Here is a 21,089-nt window from a genome sequence, read left to right as displayed (position 1 = left end):
GGCGCTGTTTCCTGTTCCTAGCCCCCATGTTTCCCAGGCGATTGTTCGATACCTAAGCAGCAACCCCAAGGATACGATGCCTGCAACAAACCGCGGCCACACCGAGGATACTGTTCATGAAAATCGATCGGTTCGATCCATAATATCAATTGGATCGATTGACCCACGCCCCTTATAGTCCCTGAGACGCGAGGGAGTAGGAAACCATGGACAGGCCATATGAGATTGTCATTATCGGCGGGGGAGCCAGCGCAACCCTGCTTGCCCATGTTCTGAAAAGACAACATGGACGGAATTGTCTGATCATCGATCCCAGTGCCAACCCGGCTCTCGGGGTGGCCTATGGCACGCGGTGCATCGGGCACCTGCTCAACGTTCCAGCCTGCGGCATGAGCGGGCTGGCGGACGAGCCGGATCATTTCGTGCAGTGGCTACACCGACACATTGATCCGGGTATCGCACCCGATGCCTTTATCCCCCGCGCGATTTACGGCCTCTACCTCCAGCACCTGTTTGGCGAAAGCGGCGTCATCTCCATGCAGGGCAAGGTGGTGGCATGCGATGTTGTCGCCAGGGGTTTCCGGCTTGTTCTGGCCTCCGGAGAAATCGTCATGGCGCAGCAGGTCGTTCTGGCCCTTGGCAATTTCCCGCCTGCCATGCTGCGTGGCGCAACCCCTGAAGTCATGCACGACCCGCGTTATCATCACAATGTCTGGGATAGCGGGGCCGGTTACCGCACTGCCGCTGCCGAAGATATGGCCGCGACGGGCCGTCTCACCCCGTTTGCCCCTGAGGCAACATTACTGATGATCGGTAGTGGCCTCACCGCCATCGACATGGTCATGAAGGCGCGCCTCGCCAGCCATGCGGGACCAATCCATCTCCTGTCAGGCCATGCAAGCCTGCCGAAGTCTCATAAACCCGGCCAGAGATCCGTCGCGCCTGTTATCAGCGTCGAAAAAGGCGCCGATCAGAAAGGCGCCCGTCTCAGCCGATATGTCCGCGAGTTTCATGCAGCGCTGAGGCAAGGACTGGACTGGCGCAGTGCGATCGACAGCCTGCGTCCCATCACCAATATTTTGTGGGCGACGCTTTCGCAAACTGAACAGGCGCGGTTCAATCGTCATCTCAGGCGTCGATGGGATGTAGCGCGCCACCGCATCGCACCACAGATCGCCGCTTTCCTGCACGATGCCCTTCAGGAGGGCACGCTCGAACTTCATGCCGGCCGTGTCACGCATATCGAGGCGCAGCCTGAAGGCCTGATCGTGACAGCCAGCCATGCCGGGGGCCAGACGCGCTTTCGCGCTGACCATGTGCTGAATTGCACAGGTCCCGACCTCGACTACACGCGTGTCGGATCGGCCCTGCTTGAGCAGTTATTTGCCTCGGGGCTCGCCTCGCCCGGCAACCGGGGCGCCGGGCTGGATACGGGCAATGATGGCAGGCTGATCAACGCCAATGGCGAAAGTCCTCATGCCCTCTACACCCTGGGACCCGCCCGACTGGGAACACTGTTCGAATCCATCGCCATTCCGGAAATCCGCCAGCAGGCCTATGATCTCGCCACACGCCTCGCCAGCCCTTCAGCCATTCAGACACCAAAGGGCGCGTCTGCTTCCCCCCGTCATGAAAGCCGTTCCTGATGATTGCCCGCTATACCGACCACGCCGCCAATGAACGCACTTTTCTGGCCTGGGTGCGTACGGCGCTGGCGATGGTCGCCATCGGGTGCATGCTGGCAAAATTCAACATCTTTCTGCGCCTTATCAGCAGCGAGCATCATGCTGCCATGCCGGTTCTGCCGGGGTCCTCAGCCTGGATCGGGGTCGCCACCATCTGTGCCGGGCTTGCGCTTCTGCCTGCCAGCTGGTGGCGGTTTCGCAAGGTAAAGGAAGCCCTGTCGGCAGAGGAACCCCGTGAGATCACACTGAGTGGACTGGAGGGTATCTTCTGTCTGCTCCTCTGCGCCCTGATCGGCGCCATTCTGCTCTCGCTGCTCGGCGTTCTGCCTTCATGACGCTTGACCAGCTGCGCATCTTTGTGGCGGTCGCGGAACGCGAGCATATGACCCGTGCAGCCGAGGCGCTCTGCCTGACCCAGTCAGCCGTCAGCCATGCCATCATGACGCTGGAACAGATATTCGGCCTCGTCTTTTTCGATCGTATCGGGCGGCGCATACGCCTGACACAAGCAGGCGGGCTCTTTCTGGAGGAAGCCCGTGCAGTTCTCAAACGCGCTGGTGCGGCCCAGCAGCGCATGCGCGCCCTGACGACGCTTGATGAGGGGTCGCTGCATCTCTGGGCCAGCCAGACCATCGCCAGCTACTGGCTGCCCGCCCGTATCAACCGCTTTCATGAACAGCATCCGGCTATCACGCTGGAAGTCACCATCAGCAACACCGAGGATATCTGTCAGCATCTGCTGGACGATACGCTGGCCATGGGTCTGATTGAAGGCGCTGTGACGGACCCCACCCTGACAGCCACATCGGTCGCAACCGATCAGCTTCTGCTCGTGGTAACTCCCGAACACGAATGGGCCCGCCATCCGCCCTGCCCCCAGGACCTTGCCGGTTCAGACTGGATCCTGCGCGAAAAAGGCTCAGGCACCCGTGCCAGCTTCGAGAAAGCGGTGGCAGACTGGGGCGTTGACCGCGCTGCCCTGCCCATCGTGATGGAGCTGACATCCAACGAGGCAATCGCCAATGCTGTCGCGACCGGCAATGCAGCCACGGTGCTTTCGGCCAGTGTGGTCGCTGGCTTGATCGAGAACGGGCTGCTGCATCATGTCGGCATCAGCTTTCCCGAACGTTGTTTCTCGCTTGTGCGCAACGCCAGAGCGCTTTCCCCCGTAGAGAAAGCATTTATCGCCTTGCTTTGAACGCTTCGGTTAGCGCAAGGCGGTCGCATAGCCACACCAGCCGGGCCTTTTGTCCCCTTCGTGCGATGACGAGGGCATTCTGACCGAATTGCCGGCCCAGCACACGGGCTCTGTCAGGCGCGAGCGGCACTGCGAAAAACGGCTCCTGCCACTGCCCCAGCACCCCCTTGCCGCAGAGCACCACTGGCGTGAGCCCTGAGCCAGACGAACGCAATGCACGATCGAGTGTCGCATGCAGAGCCGTCATGGCGCGCTGATTGTACCGATCAGTCATACGCCTGCCACCAGGATTACAGGCCCCGATCAGCACAAGGGCCGGAACAGAAAAAGGCCACGGCTTGAGTGTCTGCCCGATACGCAGGGTAAAGGGCGCAATCCGATACGCCGTGTCATGATAGGCACGCAGGATCGCCGGGCTCGGCGGTCTGATCCTTCTCACAGATCCGGATTGCGCTCGACAACATCGCGCTCGTTGCGATGCACCCAGGAAGAAAGCAGCAGGCCAAAGCCGAACATCATGGTGAGCATGGCCGAACCGCCATAGGAGATAAGGGGCAGCGGCACGCCACCCACCGGAATAACCCCCATGACCATCGACAGATTGACCGCGCAGTAGAGGAAGAAATCGACCGAGATGCCCAGCGCCAGAAGCCGCCCGAACTGGTTGCGGCTGCGCATGGACATGAGCATCCCCCCGACCACAAGCGTGGCCAGAAGACCAATGACCGAAACCGCGCCGACATAGCCCCATTCCTCACCAATCATGGTGAAAATGAAATCGGTCTGTTTTTCCGGCAGGAAGTTCAGTTGCCCCTGCGTCCCGCGCAGATAACCCTCGCCCCACATCCCTCCCGAGCCAAGGGCGATCTTGGACTGGATGATGTTGTAGCCAGCGCCAAGCGGGTCATGCTCAGGGTGCAGGAAGGTGTCGATACGGGCCTTCTGGTAGTCATGCAAATGCGCATAGACGAACTTGCCAAGGAACGGCACGGGCGCCACCAGCAACACGATCTGCCAAAGGCGCATGCCCGCAGCAAAGAACATGGTCGCACCGATGAGACCGATGATGACAGCCGTACCCAGATTGGGCTCCTTGAGCACCAGAACCACTGGCAGGAGCGTCAGCAAGGCGGGCGGGATCAATCGGAGCGGATTGCCCATGCGCTTGATGTCGATGCGATGAAACCAGCTTGCCAGAGCCAGGACCAGGGCAATCTTGGCGAATTCCGAGGGCTGGAACTGGATACCGGCCAGATTGATCCAGCGCTCTGCGCCCTTGCCCACATGGCCCATGCGCAGCACGAGGGTCAGCAGGGTGATGGCCATGAGGTAAATTGGTATGGAGAGCAGACGCAGCACTCTGGGGCTGGTGAGTGCAACCACGATCATCATCACCAGACCAAAGCCGAACCGAACCATCTGCGGGCGTGCAAAAGGCTTGGCCGTGCCGCCTCCGGCAGAATAGAGCGCCAGATAGCCAACCCCGGCCAGAGCGCAGATGAGAAGCACGTAGAGCCAGTTGATCTGGAGAAGCTTGCCCAGAAGCCTGAAACTGGGCTCGGGACGCCACAGGCGTTTCTGCCAGTTCATTACTCGGCGTCCGCGACAGCCTGACCGGGGGCGTGGTCATGATTGACCGGGTCGCGCGTGAGCGTGTCGGTCATGATGTCCCGCGCCAGAGGGGCCGCGGCATCGGCACCGCCATTGCCATGCTCGATCACAACGGCAATCGCGTAGCGTGGCGCGTCATAAGGAGCGAAACAGATGAACAGCGCGTGGGGGCGCTCTTCCCAAGGCAGGTTCATCGAATTGAAGTGACCACTCTCACGCAGAGCACGTGAAACGCGTCGCACCTGCGCGGAGCCCGTCTTGCCCGCCATGGCCACATCGGGGATGTTCAGCCGGGCCTTGGGCGCGGTGCCTCGTGGTGCATTGACCACATCGAACATCCCCTGCCGGATAACAGCAAGATGCGTGTCGGGAATATCGAGCACAGGCGCGGCATCAAGCGGCGTGTGCTCGGAATCCTTGTCATTCACCTTGCGCACCAGATGCGGCGTGACATTCCGGCCGGAGGCGATGCGCGAGACATAGGTTGCAAGCTCGAGCGGCGTCACCTGCACGAAGCCCTGCCCGATACCGGCATTGACCGTGTCGCCACCATTCCAGTGGAAGCCGTGCTTCTGCCGCCATTCCGGCGTGGGGATCACACCCGCACGTGTATGGGGCAATTCGATATCGAGTTTGGTGCCAAGACCAAACCCGTTGGCCATCGCCTTGATCGGCTCCATGCCAATCTTGCGCGCTGCGAGATAGAAATAGACGTCGCAGCTATACATGAGCGCCTGCTGCATGGTGATGCTGCCATGCCCCCAGCGCGACCAGCAATGAAAGCGAACGCCGCCCATATCGTAATAGCCAGGGCAGGTGAACCGGTCCTGAGGGCTGATCTGCCCTGATTGCAATGCGGCAAGCGCCACGGCGGGCTTGAATGTCGAGCCCGGTGGGTAGACACCCGCCACAGTCTTGTTGATGAGCGGTGTCCGGACGTTGTTCGTCCACTCGATCCATTGCGCATGGCTCACGCCGGAATCGAAAAGCGACGGGTCGAATGACGGGGTGCTGACCATGGCCAGAACCTCGCCGTTGCGGCAATCCATCACCACAACGCTCGCTGCCTGATCACCAATGCGGTTGAGCACCATCTGCTGCAAGCCGGCGTCGATGGTCAGGACAACTTCATCGCCCTGCTGACCGTCCAGGCGGTCCATCTCGCCCATGACACGACCCTTGGAGTTGACCTCCATCTCAACCGAGCCCGGCTCGCCACGCAGCAGCAGATCCTGTGTCTGCTCGATGCCTGCGCGACCTGCGCGCATACCGGGCAGCGCCATCATGGGACTTGAGGCCACATCGCGCTCGTTAGGCGGGGCAACATAGCCGACGATATGCGCGAGCTGCGGCCCATAGGGATAAAGGCGCGTCGTTCCCACATCGATCAGCACGCCAGGCAGGCTGGGCGCGTTCAGTTCGATACGCGCCATATCGTCCCAGCTCAGGAAGTCCTTGAGCGCGACAGGCACATATTTGCGGATATGACGAAGGTCGCGCTCGATACGGGCCTGGTCGCGCTCGTCCAGCGCGATGATCTGACCGAAACGGGCAATCGTTGCGTGCAGATCGGTCGTCTCCTCAGGCATGAGAAGCGCTCGCCAGTTGACCTTGTTGCCAGCAAGCTGGATGCCAAAGCGATCGACAATCTGGCCACGCGCGGGGGCCAGCAATCGTTTGCTCGTGCGATTGCGCGCCGCCAGATCGCGCAGGTGGTCCCCTTCATGCACCTGAAGATCGTAGAGCTTCTTGCCCAGCACGCCGAGCACGCCGGCCTGCGTTGCCAGAACAAGAAGTGCCCTTCGCGTAAAGATACCGCGCGAGGGGGTGATCTCCTCGCGTTTGGCACGTGCCCGGGAAGGTGGAGTCCGCCTGTTCTTTCTCATCACGCGGCAAGGATCCCGGGCCTGAGACAGGTCACAACATCGCCTTCGCCGGTCGGACGTTCAACACAATGCACTGCGCTGTAACGGGACGTAAGGGTCAAGTCGGGGCCTTCAGGCTTGCTCGGGGTTGGCCACTGTACGGCGCGCCCAGGCAAACAGCGCGCTCAGTGTCGGATAGATACCAATCGTCACCGCTGCCTGAAAGAGACTCGGCCCCGGAGACAGCAATGTCAACGACCCGATACACGCGATGATCCATCCAAACAACGACAAAACAAGGGCAAGAGCCCCTAACAGCGCCCAGCCGAACAGAAAGCTGATCCGGCTCAGACCATAGCGCCACAGATGCGCAACGCCATGAAACACAAGCATCGAAAAAAGAAATACACCGGGCGGCCCGAAGCTCAGCGCCTCGCAGATCAACCCCACGCAGAACGTCATAAAAGGCGTCATGGATTGGGGGCGATGCGAGGACCAGAAAAACACGGTACTCGCCGCGATGCCGAAACAGAGCTCGCTCTGGCCCGGCAGGCCAAGCCCTGCCGAGAGAATGAGTGCACAGACGACCACGAAAAGCGACGGCATGAGAGCCCGTACAAGACCGTCGATACGCCGACGCAGGGTTTGTCGGGGAGCAATGCCGGGATGGATCTCAGGGGGCAGACGATGGGAAACCATGGTGTCAGCCCTGCCCGCGCACGGGCTTCTGAAACGGAACGAGGGGCAGTTCCGGCGCAACCGGCATGGGCGGGGTGAGATGGACGCGCCCCGGGGCATCGGGGCCGTTATGGTCAGCGATCATGTAATTGAACACACGAACGATATCAGGGTGATCCAGCGCTGCCTCCGGCACAACGACCGGTGAACCGGGACGCAGGTAGTGCACCGTGCCGACCACGAGCCCGCCCGGCATACCCGCAAAAGCCCCGTGATCACGCCCTTCTGGTGCAGGCTGTTCGCCCGTGACCACGCGCTCACCCTCTACCGGGCGGTTATCCTGCGCATAATAGATCAGACGCGGATAAAGCGAGCCATCGCCGGCCATGATCGCGTTGCCGCGTGACGCCGTGAGCATGACCGGGATACGGCTCGCTTCGTCATTGATCATCAGGATACGCACCGTATGCGACCCGGTTTCGGTTACGCGGCCCAGAAGGCCTGAAACATCAAGCGCGACGTCACCCGGCACGATTCCATGACCGTCACCCACTGCCAGAAGAATGGAACGGCCATATAACCCGCCCGCATCGCGAAGCGCGTGACCGCTGACGAAATTAGGCGCGTTGTCAGGAATCCAGTGCAGGCTGGCCTTGAGCTGCGCATTCTCATCCGCAAGAGCGACCGCGACATCATACCAACGGCGCAGTTTCTGGTTTTCGGCCCGCAGACGAGCATTTTCGCCCGCGATATCGGTCAGCCCGACTAGAGACTGGCGGAGGTGCCCTAAACCTGTACCTGGGGCCGCCATAAGGCGATAAGCCGGAGAGAGCCCGTCGGCGAGCTTCATGCGCAGGGAATCAACCGCCGGTCGTCGGGTCAGACCAAGCATGATCAACCCGACCGCCAGAATGAAGAAAAACGGCAGCATCAGCTTCGCGAGTGCATGTCGTCCCTGTATCGACAGCATCGACGGGATGCTCCCTGGCTATCAGTACATCGAGATAAGGACATTCCGCAGGCGACGCATCTCCTCAAGTGCGCGCCCGGTACCAAGCGCAACACAGGAGAGCGGCGATTCACCCACTGTCACCGGCAGACCTGTCGCATTGCGCAGGACATCATCCAGACGGTAGAGCAGTGCGCCGCCACCTGTCAGCACAATACCCTTGTCGACGATATCCGCAGCCAGTTCAGGGGGCGTGTTCTCGAGCGCCGTTGTGACGGCATCAACAATCTGCATGACGGGTTCGGAGAGACTCTCGGCCACTTGTGCCTGACTCACCAGAACCTCACGCGGTACGCCGTTGATGAGGTCGCGCCCCTTGACTTCCTTTACCGGTCCCGGGTCGCGCGGGTCATCGGGAAGGCAGGCCGAACCAATATCAATCTTCAGGCGCTCAGCCGAGCTCTCGCCGATGAGCAGATTGAAGGTCTTGCGAATGTAGGAGATGATTGCATCATCCATCTTGTCACCGCCGACGCGCACCGAACGCGCATAGACGATGCCACCAAGAGAAATCACAGCCACTTCCGTCGTACCACCGCCGATATCGACGATCATGCTGCCTGAAGGCTCCGTCACCGGCAGGCCCGCCCCGATGGCAGCCGCCATGGGCTCCTCGATCAGCATGACCTTGCGCGCACCAGCGCTTTCGGCGCTTTCCTGAATAGCGCGACGCTCGACCGCAGTCGAACCGGAGGGCACGCAGACGATGATCTGCGGACTGGCAAAGGCGCGGCGGTTGTGCACCTTGCGGATGAAATGCTTGATCATTTCCTCCGCGACTTCAAAATCGGCAATCACGCCGTCACGCAGCGGGCGAATGGCCGTGATATTGCCCGGCGTGCGACCGACCATCAGCTTGGCTTCTTCACCAACCGCCAGAACCTGCTTCTTGCCACGCACCTCGGCGATGGCGACGACAGAAGGTTCATCGAGGACGATACCCCGTCCCTTGACATAAACGAGCGTGTTGGCGGTGCCGAGGTCGATAGCCATGTCTGCCGACATGAGACCCAGCAGACGTGAGAACATTCAAGCCTCCTGGCTGAAAGGTTTTGCGCGCGGGTCGCGCCTTGCCTCCATCTCGCCTGCATGATCCCTTTTGGGGGCTACGCAAGCCCCTGGCGGGCTGAAGTCATGGCGCGAGATATTCTGGCGGGTGGCTTACCGGGGCCCCGTGTGGGGGGCAAGGGGTGATTGGGGAAAATTGCAGTTTAATGACCATAAACACCGCCGTAGCCATGCTTTATCGCAGCAGTTACCTTGCGTTACAAATCGTCCCAGCTTGGCCATGATGCGGACATGCTCCCAACCCGAGTCATCGGCTTATTTGTTCATAACCTGTTCACGACTCAGTGGCCTGAGGAAACTCACCAAAAACCACTCCGTTCTGACAGTGTTGGACAAATGACCTAGGATACAAGAACAATGACCAAGCGTGTTTCCTTCCGTAGCTCGCGCAAGCTGTTGGCCGCTTCGGCCTGTCTCGGCATGCTGGGCCTGAGCGCTTGCGGCAATCCTTATGACCCCGGCGCACGCGCTGGTTCCGGCGCCCTGATCGGTGCTGGTGGTGGCGCTGCCATTGGTGCACTGGCCGGTGGTGGCCGTGGCGCTGCCATTGGTGCTCTTGCGGGCGGCGCTCTGGGCGCTGCTGGTGGTGCCGCAACCACCCCCAATCGCCCGCGTTCCGGTTACTGATCTCTTACCCGCCGAAAGCGTGTCATGATACTTGCTTCCTCGCCCCGCCCCTCACGCCGCAAATGGCCACTGGCTATTCTGGGTACGGTGGGTCTCTGTACGCTGCTCAGCGCCTGCGGCAGCCCCTATGACCCGGGCTCGCGCGCCGGTTCGGGCGCCCTGATCGGGGGCGGTGCGGGTGCGGCGATCGGCGCCCTTGCGGGTGGCGGACGTGGAGCAGCGATCGGCGCGCTGGCAGGCGGACTGGTCGGCGCGGCTGGTGGTGCGGCCACCACGCCGAACCGGCCTGGAGGGGGCTACGCTCAAAGCGGGTATTACAACCAGGGTGGTTACTACAACCAGGCCCCGCCCCAACAGGGCTATCAGCAGCCCTATTACAATAATGGCCAGAACGGCTACGCCGCTCCGGCCTATCCCGCGCAGCCCCAGGCTGCGTATCCGGCCCAGCAAGGTTATCCAGCCTATAACCAGGGTTACGGATACTAGTCACAACGGCTTCGCTGTATTGAACACCACACGGAAGACGCCCCGCAGCAATGCCGCTTCGGGGCGTTTTCTTTTATCCCGGGCCGTTACTACCCTCATAAACGGGCGCAAGTTCATGACAGCCTCATGGTGCCATGAAAAACCCCGGCAGCATGAGGCCACCGGGGCTTGAAAACATCGATCTGCCGTCTGATCAGGCGTTAAGCGCCTCGGGCTCGCTGCGGGCACGCTTGACCAGCAGCTTGTTCAGCGCATGAACATAGGCACGCACTGCGGAAACGATCGTGTCGGCATCAGCACCCTGACCATCCACCATCTTGCCACCCTCCTGCAGGCGGACAGTCGTCTTGGCCTGGGCATCCGTGCCCTCGGTCACGGCGCCGACAGAGAACAGCGCCAGCTCGGCCTCATGCGGGAAGATCTCGCCAATTGCCTTGAAGGCAGCATCGACAGGACCGTTGCCGCTGACCTTTGCCGTGCGCACAACGCCATCCACGAGCAATTCGAGGGCTGCTTCGGCCGGACGCTTCGAGCCAGCCGTCAGCTCCAGCGAGACAAAGCGGATGCGGTCGTGATCACGGGTTTCGTCATCGACCAGGGCGCGGATATCGTCGTCGAATACGGTCTTTTTCTGATCCGCCAGAACCTTGAAGCGCTCGAACGCATCCTGGATCTTCTCATCCGGCAGGTCATAGCCCAGCGCCTTGAGCTTGTCGCGGAAGGCAGCGCGCCCCGAATGCTTGCCCAGAACGAGCGACGTCTTGCTCCAGCCCACGCTTTCCGGCGTCATGATCTCGTAGGTCGCGGCATTCTTCAGGATACCGTCCTGATGGATACCGCTCTCATGAGCAAAGGCATTGCGCCCGACGATCGCCTTGTTGGGCTGTACGTCAAAGCCGGTAATATTGGCCAGCAGGCGCGAAATACCCAGCAGACGTGGCGTTTCGATGCGGTTCTGGAAGGGAATCTTGTCACGGCGCGTGCGGATCGCCATGACGATTTCCTCGAGCGCCGCGTTGCCGGCACGCTCACCAATACCGTTGATCGTGCACTCGATCTGGCGGGCGCCACCGGCGACTGCTGCCAGCGTATTGGCGACACCCAGACCCAGATCGTTGTGGTTATGGGTCGAGAAGATCACCTTTTCCGCACCCGGCACGCGCTCACGCAGCATGGTGAAAATAGCCTGCAATTCATCCGGCGTGGTGAAGCCAACCGTATCAGGAATATTGATGGTCGTCGCGCCATGACGGATCGCCATTTCCACGCAACGGCACAGGAAATCCGGCTCGGTGCGTGAACCATCCTCAGCCGACCACTGCACGTCATCCGTGAAGTGGCGCGATGCCTTGTTGCCCTCGGCAATCAGCTCCAGAACCGTCTCGGGTTCCATGCGCAGCTTGTACTTCATGTGCAGCGGGGAGGTGGAGATGAAGTTGTGAATTCGACGACGCGGCGCTTTGGCAATAGCCTCACCTGCGGCCTCGATGTCCCGCTTGCCACCGCTTCGGGCCAGACCACACACCACGGCCTCGCGGACCGTCTCGGCAATCTTCTGCACGCTCTCAAAATCGCCGGGCGACGCAACCGGGAAGCCAGCTTCGATCACATCGACACCCAGCTCTTCAAGAGCCTTCGCCATACGGATCTTCTCTTCCAGATTCATCGAGAAGCCGGGCGATTGCTCGCCATCACGCAGGGTGGTGTCAAAAATGATGACGCGGTTGTCAGCAACCGAGCCGAAAGAAGGATGGATGATGGTCATGGCTTTGTCTTTTCGTGGCTTTGAACAACAGGATCGTAACCCCTGAACGCGCCGGTCGGACCGGCCGCAAAATGCGCTCAGGGGCAGATAAGTCGAAGCGTACGAAGAAGGAGGCCCGGGCATAGATCGGCGCGTGCTGCTGCACGGGATCCTATGCTTGAAAGGGGCGCCAGAATGTTCATGACGCCCTTCCTACTGTAAAAGACCAGCTCTTGCCTAGCGCAGTCGCATCATTTTCTAGCCCGAATGCGCAATATTCATGCCAGATCCGGCGAAATAGCGATCGATTGCCGCGCTCATGGCGGTCGCCACCTGCTTGCGATAGCCTCCCTGCCTCAGGGCCGCCTCGTCATGCCGGTTGGACATGAAACCCATTTCGACCAGCACAGAGGGAATATCCGCCGATTTGAGCACGACAAAGGCTGCATGGCGCGCGGGATGGCGCAGCAGGCCGATACGCGGCTGGAAAGCTGATACGACATTGGCGGCCATATGCGCCGACCCCCGCCTCGTCTCCTCGTTCACCAGACTGGCGAGGATGGCCTGCACCTCGGAGGACATGCCGTGAAACGCCGGGCCAGCAAACCGGTCGGCGCTGTTCTCGGTCTGGGCGAGTGAGGCAGTCTGCGCGTCTGATGCACCGTTGGAAAGCGTATAAACGCTGGCGCCCCTCACCTCCGGGTCATGAAGGGCATCAGCATGCATGGAAATGAAAAGCTGCGCCTTGTGGCGGTGCGCAAGATCCACGCGCCCCTCGAGCGGAATGAAATGATCGTCCGCTCGCGTCATCACGACATCATAGCGTCCGGCACTTCTAATCTGATGATAGAGTTCCTGCGCTGCGGCCGCGGCAATGTGTTTCTCATAGGTGCCGCTCACACCGATCGCCCCTGGGTCTTTGCCTCCATGACCGGGGTCGAGCATGATCACAGGGCGCGGTGGTGCGGCCTTGCCTACCAGCGCAGGCGCCTTGCCGCTGGCGTGCGGCGTCAGATGATGGCTGCCCGCCCCCTGCGCTGCGTGATGGGCTGCCCGGTGGCCTTCCGCACGCGCAGCGCGCACACCGAGCAGCGTACCTGTGGCCAGCGAGCCCCCCAGAAGTCGCGTCACCTTGCGGCGGGTCGGATCGAAAACAGGCATAGGCGGCCCCGGTGAAGAGAGATGACAGCGCATCTTCTGATCAAAAAATAAGGTGTCAACAAGGCGATGGCCGCCATCTTGCATAGCACGGCATTTTCCGTCATCCTGTGGGAGAAGGATCACGATACGGTCGATCCGGCGCCAGGACAGAGCCCCGTCTAGAGGGGCATTCTCCACGCGCCGCTCCCGTTTTCTGGCATGCTTCGCGCGTCATCATGGTTTGCAAGAGCCCCCTCCCTCCCGCAGGCACAGCCGCGGGACGACAAGAGAGGTCAGTCTTCCAAGCCTGGGCGCAGATGACAACTCGCAGGGGCCGCATGAAATCTGCCAGTCTCGTTTTGTGGAAAACTACCGGAGCAGGCATCGACCTGTGTCCGACGCTGTTCCGCGAGCGCTGGTCTGATGGCTCTTTCTCACAAACCACGCCTCGACATTCTGCCGCGCGCGCCGGAAACGCCACTGTGTCTGCACAGGGTTCGATACCGGCCGTGACAAGGGCTGACCGGAGTCTCCTTATTTATGAACAAGCGTATGCTGATCGACACCACACACGCGGAAGAAACCCGCGTTGTGGTCATGGATGGTGATCGTCTCGAAGATTATGATATCGAAACATCATCAAAAAAGCAGATCAAGGGCAACATCTACCTCGCCAAGGTCATTCGCGTAGAGCCCAGCCTTCAGGCTGCTTTTGTCGATTACGGCGGCAACCGTCACGGCTTCCTTGCCTTCAGCGAAATCCATCCGGATTATTTCCAGATCCCGGTTGCCGACCGCGAAAAGCTTCTCGCCCTTCAGGACGAAGATCTCCGCGCCGATGAGCGCGTCGAGACCGAGAACGAAGGCGCCGAGACCACTGCGGATGCGGAACAGGCCGAGCCTGCAGAGCAGCCCGATTTCGAAGCCCGCCCCGAGACCGTTGGTGGTGAGCATGACACGGGTGACGAGGGTGCAGCCGCCCGTCGCACGGCACGCTTCCTGCGTAACTACAAGATCCAGGAAGTCATTCGCCGTCGCCAGATCCTGCTCGTTCAGGTCGTCAAGGAAGAGCGCGGCAACAAGGGTGCGGCTCTGACCACCTATGTGTCTCTGGCGGGACGTTATTGCGTGCTGATGCCCAATGCCCTGCGCGGCGGCGGCGTATCGCGCAAGATCACATCCGACAGCGATCGCAAGCGCCTGCGCGACGTCATTGCCGAGCTCGACCTGCCGCGCGGCATGGCCATGATCGTGCGCACGGCTGGTGCGCAGCGTCCGGGGCCCGAAATCACGCGTGACTGCGAATATCTGCTTCAGCTCTGGGACGATATCCGCAACCATACGCTGTCATCGGTCGCCCCGACGCTGATTTATGAAGAAGCCAATCTGATCAAGCGCGCCATTCGCGATCTGTTCAGCAAGGACATCGAAGAAATCATCATCGATGGTGAGCCGGCCTGGAAGAATGCGCGCGAATTCATGCGTCTTCTGATGCCGCATAACGCCAACAAGGTGAAACTCTGGCGCGACCAGAGCCAGAGCCTGTTCGGTCGCTACCATGTGGAAGGCCATCTGGACGCGATCTTCTCGCCCACGGCCCAGCTGAAATCGGGTGGCTATCTGGTGATCAACCAGACCGAAGCCCTCGTCTCGATCGACGTGAACTCCGGTCGCTCGACCGGTCAGCGCAATATCGAGGATACGGCGGTCCGCACGAACCTCGAAGCTGCCGAGGAAGTTGCCCGTCAGCTTCGTCTGCGCGACCTTGCTGGGCTTGTCGTGATCGACTTTATCGACATGGAAAGCCGCAAGCATAATGCGATGGTCGAGAAGCGCCTGAAGGATGCCCTGCGTTCTGACCGCGCACGCATCCAGATTGGACAGATCTCGCATTTCGGCCTGCTGGAAATGTCACGCCAGCGACTGCGCCCGTCGATCTCGGAAGCCGTTCTGGTTCCCTGCCCCCATTGTCAGGGCACAGGCCATGTGCGCGGCGTTGAAAGTGCCGCCCTGCACGTGCTGCGCGCCTTGGACGAGGAAGGGCTGAAGCAGAAAGCCGCCGAGATCAGTGTCCACATTACGTCGGGCATCACGCTCTACATCCTCAACAACAAGCGCGACTGGCTGGGCGAGATCGAACAGCGCCACCGCATGCGGGTGTCGTTCCAGCCGGATGACAGCCTGACACCGGCCGATCTGCGTATCGAACGCCTGCGCCCGCAGGTTCCTGCCGAGCAGCGCGCGCCGCAGCCCGAGCGTCATGAGTCTGAAGCGCCCCCTGCCGCACCTGCCTCCATCGTTGTGGAAGAGGAGTCCGATCTGGGCGCGGTTTCGGCCGAAGAAAGCCGTGACGAAGCACCGCGCGAGGAAAACAGCCGTGAAGATGGCGGTCGCCGTCGCCGTCGCCGTCGTCGTCGCAATGGCCGACGCTCGGATGAGTCGCGCGACATGCCGCAGGCAGTCGAGTCCGATGTCTCTGATGAAGCAGAGGACGAAGAAGGCACGGCACCTGAGCAGGACGTTGCGGCATCGCACGACGATCAGGCAGCTGGCGACAGCGAAGCCCTGATCGTTCCCGGCCGTCGTCGCATGCGCACGCGTCGTGTCTCCCGTGAGGAACGCGGCCAGGCCGAAGCGCCGCGCGAAGCCCGCGCCCAAGAGCCCCGCAAGGCTGAGACGCGTGATAACGCGGATCGCAACGGTGAGCGCAATGGCGCCAAGCGTGGCAACGAGGAGCGTCGTCGCAACCAGCCGGAAAACCGCTGGAATGGCCCTACCCCGGCCGATCCCTTCGGTGGCGCCTCGTTCGACATCTTCGACATGATCGAACAGGCAGAATCCCGTCTGGGCGCTCCATCTGCGCGCAATGACGAGCCGAAGCCCACTCTGGCAGATAGCGTGGCCGACAATGGCGCGGAATCTGTAAGGGCAGAAAGCGCTGCCTCGACCGCCAGCCTTCCGACAGAAGCACCCGCCGAAACGGCTACAAGCCACCTTCGCGAGGGTGATGAGGCTGGCGCCCGCAAGGGGCGTGGCCGTCCGCGTCGTCGTCCCGTAGCTGCTGAGCAGGCTGAACCTGCGCCGACTGCGCCAGCGGAGTCAGATTCAGCTTCCGTAGCTGAGCCTGTGGCCGTGGCAGAGGCCGATCAGGACAAGCCCGCAGCCCGTCGTCGCGGCCGCCCTCGCAAGGCACTTGCTGCAGCAGCCCTGCCTGAAGGTGATGCTGTTGACGCTGACCCCGCAGAAGCAACCGCCGATGCACCCAAGCCACGCCGTGGCCGCACGCCGCGCAAGGCAGCTGCGAACGACGTTGAGACTGACAGCGCGGTGAAGGCAGAGGAACAGGCTGCGAAGGCGCCCGCCAAGACCTCGGCCCGCCGTGGCAAGGCCAAGGCCGATGATGCGGCCCCGGTCGTGCAGCCCATCAATGTCGATGAGGTTGCACCCGCCAAGCCCCGTACGGGCTGGTGGAAGCGGTAACCGCAACAGACTTCATTGTTGAACGCAGGAAAACGGGGCGGCTCACACCGCCCCGTTTTTTTTGGGAGAACGGATGGCGAGGCCCGGTATCGCAAGCAGCCGCGAAAAGACATCCCGAGAGAGGCAGTTTCCTGAAGCCGGAATAGGCACGGAGTGACCGCGCGATCTCCGCTATAAATCTAATTTGAGACGCCCAACGGCCACAGTGGCGCGCATGCGGAACTGTATTCACCTCGGCTTCGACCCCATACCGAGCGAAATAGTGCACCAATCGAGCACGCTCGACAGTCGCCCATGGGTTATACGCGCATCAAGCGAGTGCCACCCCGTCTCAACGAAGGGAGCTCGCTCCCTGACCGTATCGCATTATCAACTGAGTACAGCCTCCAGTCGGGAGACCGGGGAAGATACCCGCCTCAACTCAGCGGCAAACGCTCGGCGCGCCGGTCGCTGCGATATACGTGCCCGTCAACGGGTTGAAGCAGGCATTTTGCGGGCAGGTACTGCCTGAGGCCAGACCGTCGCTAAAGACCTGCCCGCCCATGCGGTTGGTCTCCTGCTGCACGGCACCGCAAAGGGGGGTGTTGACCGGGGCCGAAGGATCATTGGTCAGTTGCGCTTCATTGGCGGGCAGCGGTGTTTCGCCGGTCAGGCCGGGTGCGAAGTCCTGCGGCGGAATACGCGCCTGGGTCTGGGCCTGAGCTGGCTGGGGCGCAGGCGTGTCGGCACAACCGGCCAGAAGCGAAACCCCAAGCAGACCGGCATGCGCCAGTGTGAGTGCAAAGCGCGTTTTCATAGTCCTAAATCCCCCTGTTCTTTCTTTTGCGTTCCCAGAGGGTCGAGCCGTCCCTGGCGCGTGCCATCTGCAAAACGAAGCGTAATGGCACCGCCGCGTGGCCGCCCGGAAGCCGTTGTTACCGGCTTGCCCTGTGCATCCTGCACCAGTGCGTAGCCGCGGGCCAGAACTGCCTCGGGCGACACGGCCTCAAGCCTGCCCACCATACCGGACAATCTCGCCCGATCGAGACCAAGACGAGCGCTGACCGTTTCGGTTCCAAGACGCGCATGGGTGAATGACGCGCGCTCCTGCTGCATGCGATAACGGATGCCCGAAGCCAGAGCGGCGCTGGCCAGGCCAAGACGCGCCTGCTTCTGGCCCATGAAATGAGCGGCTGAGGGCATGCGTCCCTCAAGCGTCATCAGACGTTGCCGGGCTTTGGACGCCACCATCGGCAGGGCAAGCTCAAGACGCTGTCCGCGCTCGTCCAGCCTGAAACGCGCTGTTTCCAGCAATCCCGGCAGATCGGGCAGGCGCGCAACGATCTGGTCATGTCGCGCCCGGGCCATCTGCAGCTGCCGCGACAGGGCACCAGCAAGGCGTGCGCCGCGATGAGCCAGATCGGCCACCATCTCCGAACGAAGCGGAACGGCCATTTCAGCCGCCGCCGTGGGGGTGGGCGCGCGCTGATCCGACACGAAATCAATCAGGGTGGTATCGGTTTCGTGCCCGACCGCAGAGATCAGCGGAATGGGACAGGCCGCCACGGCGCGGAGAACCGACTCATCATTGAAGGCCATGAGGTCCTCTAGCGAACCGCCACCGCGCGCCACGATCATCAGATCGGGTCGGAGCGCTTCAGGCAGGGTCGGGCTCGAAAAACCTTCGATGGCCGCCGCTATCTGGGCCGCAGCGCCCTCACCCTGCACGGCCACGGGCCAGACCAGAACCGGGCGTGGAAAGCGGCGTGACAATGTGGTGAGAATATCGTGCAGCACCGCCCCGCGGCTCGATGTCACGAGCCCGATCAGCCGGGGCAGGAAGGGCAGCGGCTTCTTGCGCTCGCTGTCGAACAACCCTTCGGCCAGAAGCTTCTGGCGCAGCTTCTCGATCTTGACGAGAAGCGCGCCCTCACCCGCAAAACTCATCTGGTCGATGACAAGCTGATAGCTCGACCTGTCGCCATAAGCCGAAACGCGGCCGATTGCGATCACCTCGACCCCGTTCTCGGGCACCATGCCAAGGCGTGAGACCGAGCCGCGCCAGATCACGCCCGATATCTTGCCTCCCTGGTCTTTCAGGGAGAGATAGATATGGCCCGAGGGATAGCGCTTGAGTTCGGTAATCTCGCCGCGCACACGCACGCGGCCGAAGCTGCCTTCGAGCGTACGCTTGATGGCGCCGGAAATTTCACTGACCGAATATTCGGGGACATTCCCGCTCGCGCTGTGATCGTTTTCGCTCATGAGCACAGTCTATGCTACGGAACGCGGGCTACGACCAGTCAGAACAGGAAGAATGACAATGCGGGTGTTACTTGTCGGATCAGGCGGACGCGAACATGCTCTGGCAGCCTGCCTCTCCCGCTCTCCGGAGCTGGAAACGCTCTTCATTGCACCGGGAAATCCGGGCATGCAGACGCTTGGTACGCTGGTCCCTCTTGCCGCCGATGATGTGACGGGCCTCGTGAATTTCGCCCGTGAACAGCGAATCGATCTCGTCGTTCCCGGCCCGGAAGCACCGCTTGTTGCCGGTCTCGCCGATCTCTGCGCTGAAGCTGGCATTGCCTGCGCCGGGCCGAGCCAGGCCGCCAGTGCGCTTGAGGGCAGCAAGAGCTTTACCAAGGATGTGGCCGATGCCGCCGGCATTCCCACGGCACGATGGGAACGTTTTGAGGAAGCAGAACCTGCCCTCGCCTTCGTGCGTCGCCGTGGGTCCCCCATTGTCATCAAGGCCGATGGTCTGGCCGCCGGCAAGGGCGTGATCGTGGCCATGACGCTCGAAGAGGCCGAGGCCGCCATCATCGATATCCTGACCGATCGCAGTTTCGGTGCCGCCGGCGCCAGCATCGTGATCGAGGAATGTCTTGTCGGGCAGGAAGTCTCGCTGTTCGCCTTCTGCTCCGACGGTGAGGCTGTGCTGATTGGTGCCGCGCGCGACCACAAGCGCATTGGTGAAGGGGATACAGGGCCCAATACCGGAGGCATGGGTGCCGTGTCGCCGCCACCCAATTTCGATCGCGACGCGCAGGAAAAGGCGCTCGATATCATGGTGCGCCCGATGCTGGCCGAGATGGTCCGGCGTGGGACGCCCTTCAGGGGGATCATCTTTGCAGGGCTGATGCTGACCGAGGATGGCCCCAAGCTGATCGAATATAATGTGCGTTTCGGCGACCCCGAGGCACAGGCCCTGCTGATCCGCCTGCAATCGGATCTGCTGCCCGTGCTCAAGGCCTTGGCCGAGGGACGCCTTGATGACGCCGCCATCAATTTCACAGATGAGGCCTCGATTTCGGTCGTGCTGGCGGCGCGTGGCTATCCGGGCACCCCTTCCAAAGGTGGGGTGATACGGGGCATCGAGCGGGCCGATGCTGTGCCAGGCGTACAGGTGTTTCAGGCCGGCACAGCCATGCAGGACGGTAAGCTCGTCGCTTCCGGTGGCCGCGTCCTGACCGTGTGCGCCACAGGTGCAACGCCGGAAGAGGCACGGGTACGGGCCTATCAGGGCGTCTCGGCTATAGACTGGGATGACGGGATCTACCGTCGCGATATTGGTCTCTGAAGCCAGACTGACCCGCCTGCAAATGCGTCGGGTCCGTTCGCAAGGCATAGACTTGGTCCTGGCGTCGGAACAGGCGAGGTAATTCTGCCTGCCGAATACGAAAGTTTGAGTCAGCGGCGGATCAAACCGGCCGCGTCAGGCTTGGGTCTGACCCGTGGCCGCATCCGCCTCACGAACAGTGCGCGCGTATGAGCCCGTGAACACAATGCGCAAAGGCATGCGTACTCCTCTCCCCGCCGGGATGGGAACCGCCTTACGCAAAAATGCGGTGAGCCTCTCCCCGGCCCGGCAATCAGACCGGACCGAGAGGGCTTTGAGGCCCTAGTGGTATTCTGTCATTTCGACAGGGGCCGTGGGCTCAAGGAACGACGGGTCCATTTGGCTTTCCTGCGCAAGCGACGTGGTCTCATGATGTTGTCCTTCTTCCGAGCCCTTTACATCCAGCGGGGCATGGTCGTTGAGGATTTTTCTGATCTTGGCTTCGTTCAGCGTAGATGACGCGACGGCAACCAGCACAGGCTCGTTCCGCGCGCGGCTCTCATGATAGAGCGCCACCTGATGCGCCTTGTCCGAAGCCGGGGATGGATGATCATTGATCAGCCACGTCCACACGCCCGGTGGACGATGAAGCTCGTTGCCCGTTCGCATGGCCTCGGCAGGGGCATCGCCTGCATGCAGGGGATATTGGTGGATTGTCTCTGATGGAATGTCACAAACCAGAAGGTCATCAACAGCGATCTGGGCATGACGGGCGGTATCGAATACCGCCATGATCGTATGCTGCATCATCGTGTTCTCCACGACGCCGTGACGGCACGGCGGCGACCTCAAGATAGCGAAAATAACGTTACGAGTCCCATATATCACGTTATATTGAAGTTATAGATAACAATCCACCTGTGCCGCCTCGTCAGAGGATCCACTGACGCGACAAGGATG

At 61.4% G+C, this 21,089-nt stretch carries 18 protein-coding genes; 7 read left to right on the top strand and 11 right to left on the bottom strand.

What is annotated here, in order from left to right; genetic code table 11:
• The first annotated feature begins 206 nt into the window (after positions 1-206).
• The 3 genes from Asbog_RS04180 to Asbog_RS04170 are packed head-to-tail and all read left to right on the top strand — an operon-like array spanning position 207 to position 2,883.
• Positions 207-1,646, top strand: a complete 1,440-nt coding sequence (locus Asbog_RS04180; protein ID WP_062164188.1) for an FAD/NAD(P)-binding protein — start codon at positions 207-209, stop codon at positions 1,644-1,646.
• Entirely contained in the window at positions 1,646-2,020 is a 375-nt protein-coding gene (locus Asbog_RS04175) for a YidH family protein (protein WP_023978667.1), read from the top strand. The genes Asbog_RS04180 and Asbog_RS04175 overlap by 1 nt, the downstream gene beginning before the upstream one ends.
• Positions 2,017-2,883, top strand: a complete 867-nt coding sequence (locus Asbog_RS04170; protein ID WP_062164187.1) for a LysR family transcriptional regulator — start codon at positions 2,017-2,019, stop codon at positions 2,881-2,883. The genes Asbog_RS04175 and Asbog_RS04170 overlap by 4 nt, the downstream gene beginning before the upstream one ends.
• On the opposite strand, the gene Asbog_RS04165 is transcribed toward Asbog_RS04170, so the two are convergent.
• The 6 genes from Asbog_RS04165 to Asbog_RS04140 all read right to left on the bottom strand — a co-directional run bounded on the left by Asbog_RS04165 (position 2,867) and on the right by Asbog_RS04140 (position 9,075).
• Entirely contained in the window at positions 2,867-3,322 is a 456-nt protein-coding gene (locus tag Asbog_RS04165; protein ID WP_062164186.1) for a DUF3293 domain-containing protein, read from the bottom strand. The genes Asbog_RS04170 and Asbog_RS04165 overlap by 17 nt on opposite strands.
• A complete protein-coding gene (gene rodA / locus Asbog_RS04160) occupies positions 3,319-4,473 on the bottom strand; it encodes a rod shape-determining protein RodA (RefSeq protein WP_023978670.1) in 1,155 nt (384 codons plus the stop codon). Before rodA ends, Asbog_RS04165 begins: the two co-directional genes overlap by 4 nt.
• Positions 4,473-6,383 carry a penicillin-binding protein 2 gene (gene mrdA, locus Asbog_RS04155; protein ID WP_371861666.1) on the bottom strand — a complete coding sequence of 637 codons (1,911 nt, stop codon included), beginning with the start codon at positions 6,381-6,383 and terminating at the stop codon, positions 4,473-4,475. The genes rodA and mrdA overlap by 1 nt, the downstream gene beginning before the upstream one ends.
• Positions 6,384-6,491: 108 nt before the next feature.
• Complete coding sequence (locus Asbog_RS04150) at positions 6,492-7,058, bottom strand: hypothetical protein (RefSeq protein WP_062164184.1); 567 nt, start codon at positions 7,056-7,058, stop codon at positions 6,492-6,494.
• Positions 7,059-7,062: 4 nt separating this feature from the next.
• The gene (gene mreC / locus Asbog_RS04145; RefSeq protein ID WP_062164183.1) at positions 7,063-8,007 is read right to left on the bottom strand and encodes a rod shape-determining protein MreC; all 945 of its coding nucleotides are present in this window, start codon (positions 8,005-8,007) and stop codon (positions 7,063-7,065) included.
• 21 nt (positions 8,008-8,028) lie between these two features.
• Positions 8,029-9,075 (bottom strand): rod shape-determining protein, encoded by a 1,047-nt coding sequence (locus tag Asbog_RS04140; protein ID WP_023978674.1) that lies wholly within the window; start codon positions 9,073-9,075, stop codon positions 8,029-8,031.
• 396 nt (positions 9,076-9,471) lie between these two features.
• Between Asbog_RS04140 and Asbog_RS04135 the strand changes: the two genes are divergently transcribed.
• Both Asbog_RS04135 and Asbog_RS14170 read left to right on the top strand, forming a co-directional pair.
• Positions 9,472-9,741, top strand: a complete 270-nt coding sequence (locus Asbog_RS04135; RefSeq protein WP_031240782.1) for a hypothetical protein — start codon at positions 9,472-9,474, stop codon at positions 9,739-9,741.
• 24 nt (positions 9,742-9,765) lie between these two features.
• Positions 9,766-10,227: a hypothetical protein gene (locus Asbog_RS14170; protein ID WP_083510696.1), complete on the top strand. Its 462-nt coding sequence runs from the start codon at positions 9,766-9,768 to the stop codon at positions 10,225-10,227.
• 193 nt (positions 10,228-10,420) lie between these two features.
• On the opposite strand, the gene Asbog_RS04125 is transcribed toward Asbog_RS14170, so the two are convergent.
• Positions 10,421-11,992: a 2-isopropylmalate synthase gene (locus Asbog_RS04125; protein ID WP_062164182.1), complete on the bottom strand. Its 1,572-nt coding sequence runs from the start codon at positions 11,990-11,992 to the stop codon at positions 10,421-10,423.
• A gap of 237 nt (positions 11,993-12,229) precedes the next feature.
• Positions 12,230-13,132: an N-acetylmuramoyl-L-alanine amidase family protein gene (locus Asbog_RS04120; RefSeq protein ID WP_083510940.1), complete on the bottom strand. Its 903-nt coding sequence runs from the start codon at positions 13,130-13,132 to the stop codon at positions 12,230-12,232.
• Between the two features lie 519 nt (positions 13,133-13,651).
• On the opposite strand from Asbog_RS04120, the gene Asbog_RS04115 reads away from it, so the two are divergent.
• Positions 13,652-16,591 carry a ribonuclease E/G gene (locus Asbog_RS04115; protein ID WP_062164181.1) on the top strand — a complete coding sequence of 980 codons (2,940 nt, stop codon included), beginning with the start codon at positions 13,652-13,654 and terminating at the stop codon, positions 16,589-16,591.
• Positions 16,592-17,012: 421 nt separating this feature from the next.
• On the opposite strand, the gene Asbog_RS04110 is transcribed toward Asbog_RS04115, so the two are convergent.
• Positions 17,013-17,387, bottom strand: coding sequence for a hypothetical protein (locus Asbog_RS04110; protein WP_062164180.1), 375 nt, complete (start codon positions 17,385-17,387; stop codon positions 17,013-17,015).
• Positions 17,384-18,835: an exodeoxyribonuclease VII large subunit gene (gene xseA, locus Asbog_RS04105; protein WP_062164179.1), complete on the bottom strand. Its 1,452-nt coding sequence runs from the start codon at positions 18,833-18,835 to the stop codon at positions 17,384-17,386. Before xseA ends, Asbog_RS04110 begins: the two co-directional genes overlap by 4 nt.
• Before the next feature lie 58 nt (positions 18,836-18,893).
• Between xseA and purD the strand changes: the two genes are divergently transcribed.
• Positions 18,894-20,150: a phosphoribosylamine--glycine ligase gene (gene purD, locus Asbog_RS04100; RefSeq protein WP_062164178.1), complete on the top strand. Its 1,257-nt coding sequence runs from the start codon at positions 18,894-18,896 to the stop codon at positions 20,148-20,150.
• A gap of 321 nt (positions 20,151-20,471) precedes the next feature.
• On the opposite strand, the gene Asbog_RS04095 is transcribed toward purD, so the two are convergent.
• Positions 20,472-20,939: a hypothetical protein gene (locus tag Asbog_RS04095; protein ID WP_146926484.1), complete on the bottom strand. Its 468-nt coding sequence runs from the start codon at positions 20,937-20,939 to the stop codon at positions 20,472-20,474.
• Positions 20,940-21,089: the final 150 nt, after the last annotated feature.

The sequence above is a fragment of the Asaia bogorensis NBRC 16594 genome (assembly GCF_001547995.1).
In the GTDB taxonomy this organism is placed as follows: domain Bacteria; phylum Pseudomonadota; class Alphaproteobacteria; order Acetobacterales; family Acetobacteraceae; genus Asaia; species Asaia bogorensis.
Note: the sequence above shows the minus strand (reverse complement) of the source record. Positions and strands in the feature narration are given on the sequence as shown.

Coding starts and splice junctions, on each gene's coding strand:
- Asbog_RS04180 (WP_062164188.1), top strand. CDS start 207: ATGGACAGGCCATATGAGATTGTCATTATCGGCGGGGGAGCCAGCGCA.
- Asbog_RS04175 (WP_023978667.1), top strand. CDS start 1,646: ATGATTGCCCGCTATACCGACCACGCCGCCAATGAACGCACTTTTCTG.
- Asbog_RS04170 (WP_062164187.1), top strand. CDS start 2,017: ATGACGCTTGACCAGCTGCGCATCTTTGTGGCGGTCGCGGAACGCGAG.
- rodA (WP_023978670.1), bottom strand. CDS start 4,473: ATGAACTGGCAGAAACGCCTGTGGCGTCCCGAGCCCAGTTTCAGGCTT.
- Asbog_RS04150 (WP_062164184.1), bottom strand. CDS start 7,058: ATGGTTTCCCATCGTCTGCCCCCTGAGATCCATCCCGGCATTGCTCCC.
- mreC (WP_062164183.1), bottom strand. CDS start 8,007: ATGCTGTCGATACAGGGACGACATGCACTCGCGAAGCTGATGCTGCCG.
- Asbog_RS04140 (WP_023978674.1), bottom strand. CDS start 9,075: ATGTTCTCACGTCTGCTGGGTCTCATGTCGGCAGACATGGCTATCGAC.
- Asbog_RS04135 (WP_031240782.1), top strand. CDS start 9,472: ATGACCAAGCGTGTTTCCTTCCGTAGCTCGCGCAAGCTGTTGGCCGCT.
- Asbog_RS14170 (WP_083510696.1), top strand. CDS start 9,766: ATGATACTTGCTTCCTCGCCCCGCCCCTCACGCCGCAAATGGCCACTG.
- Asbog_RS04125 (WP_062164182.1), bottom strand. CDS start 11,992: ATGACCATCATCCATCCTTCTTTCGGCTCGGTTGCTGACAACCGCGTC.
- Asbog_RS04120 (WP_083510940.1), bottom strand. CDS start 13,132: ATGCCTGTTTTCGATCCGACCCGCCGCAAGGTGACGCGACTTCTGGGG.
- Asbog_RS04115 (WP_062164181.1), top strand. CDS start 13,652: ATGAACAAGCGTATGCTGATCGACACCACACACGCGGAAGAAACCCGC.
- Asbog_RS04110 (WP_062164180.1), bottom strand. CDS start 17,387: ATGAAAACGCGCTTTGCACTCACACTGGCGCATGCCGGTCTGCTTGGG.
- xseA (WP_062164179.1), bottom strand. CDS start 18,835: ATGAGCGAAAACGATCACAGCGCGAGCGGGAATGTCCCCGAATATTCG.
- purD (WP_062164178.1), top strand. CDS start 18,894: ATGCGGGTGTTACTTGTCGGATCAGGCGGACGCGAACATGCTCTGGCA.
- Asbog_RS04095 (WP_146926484.1), bottom strand. CDS start 20,939: ATGATGCAGCATACGATCATGGCGGTATTCGATACCGCCCGTCATGCC.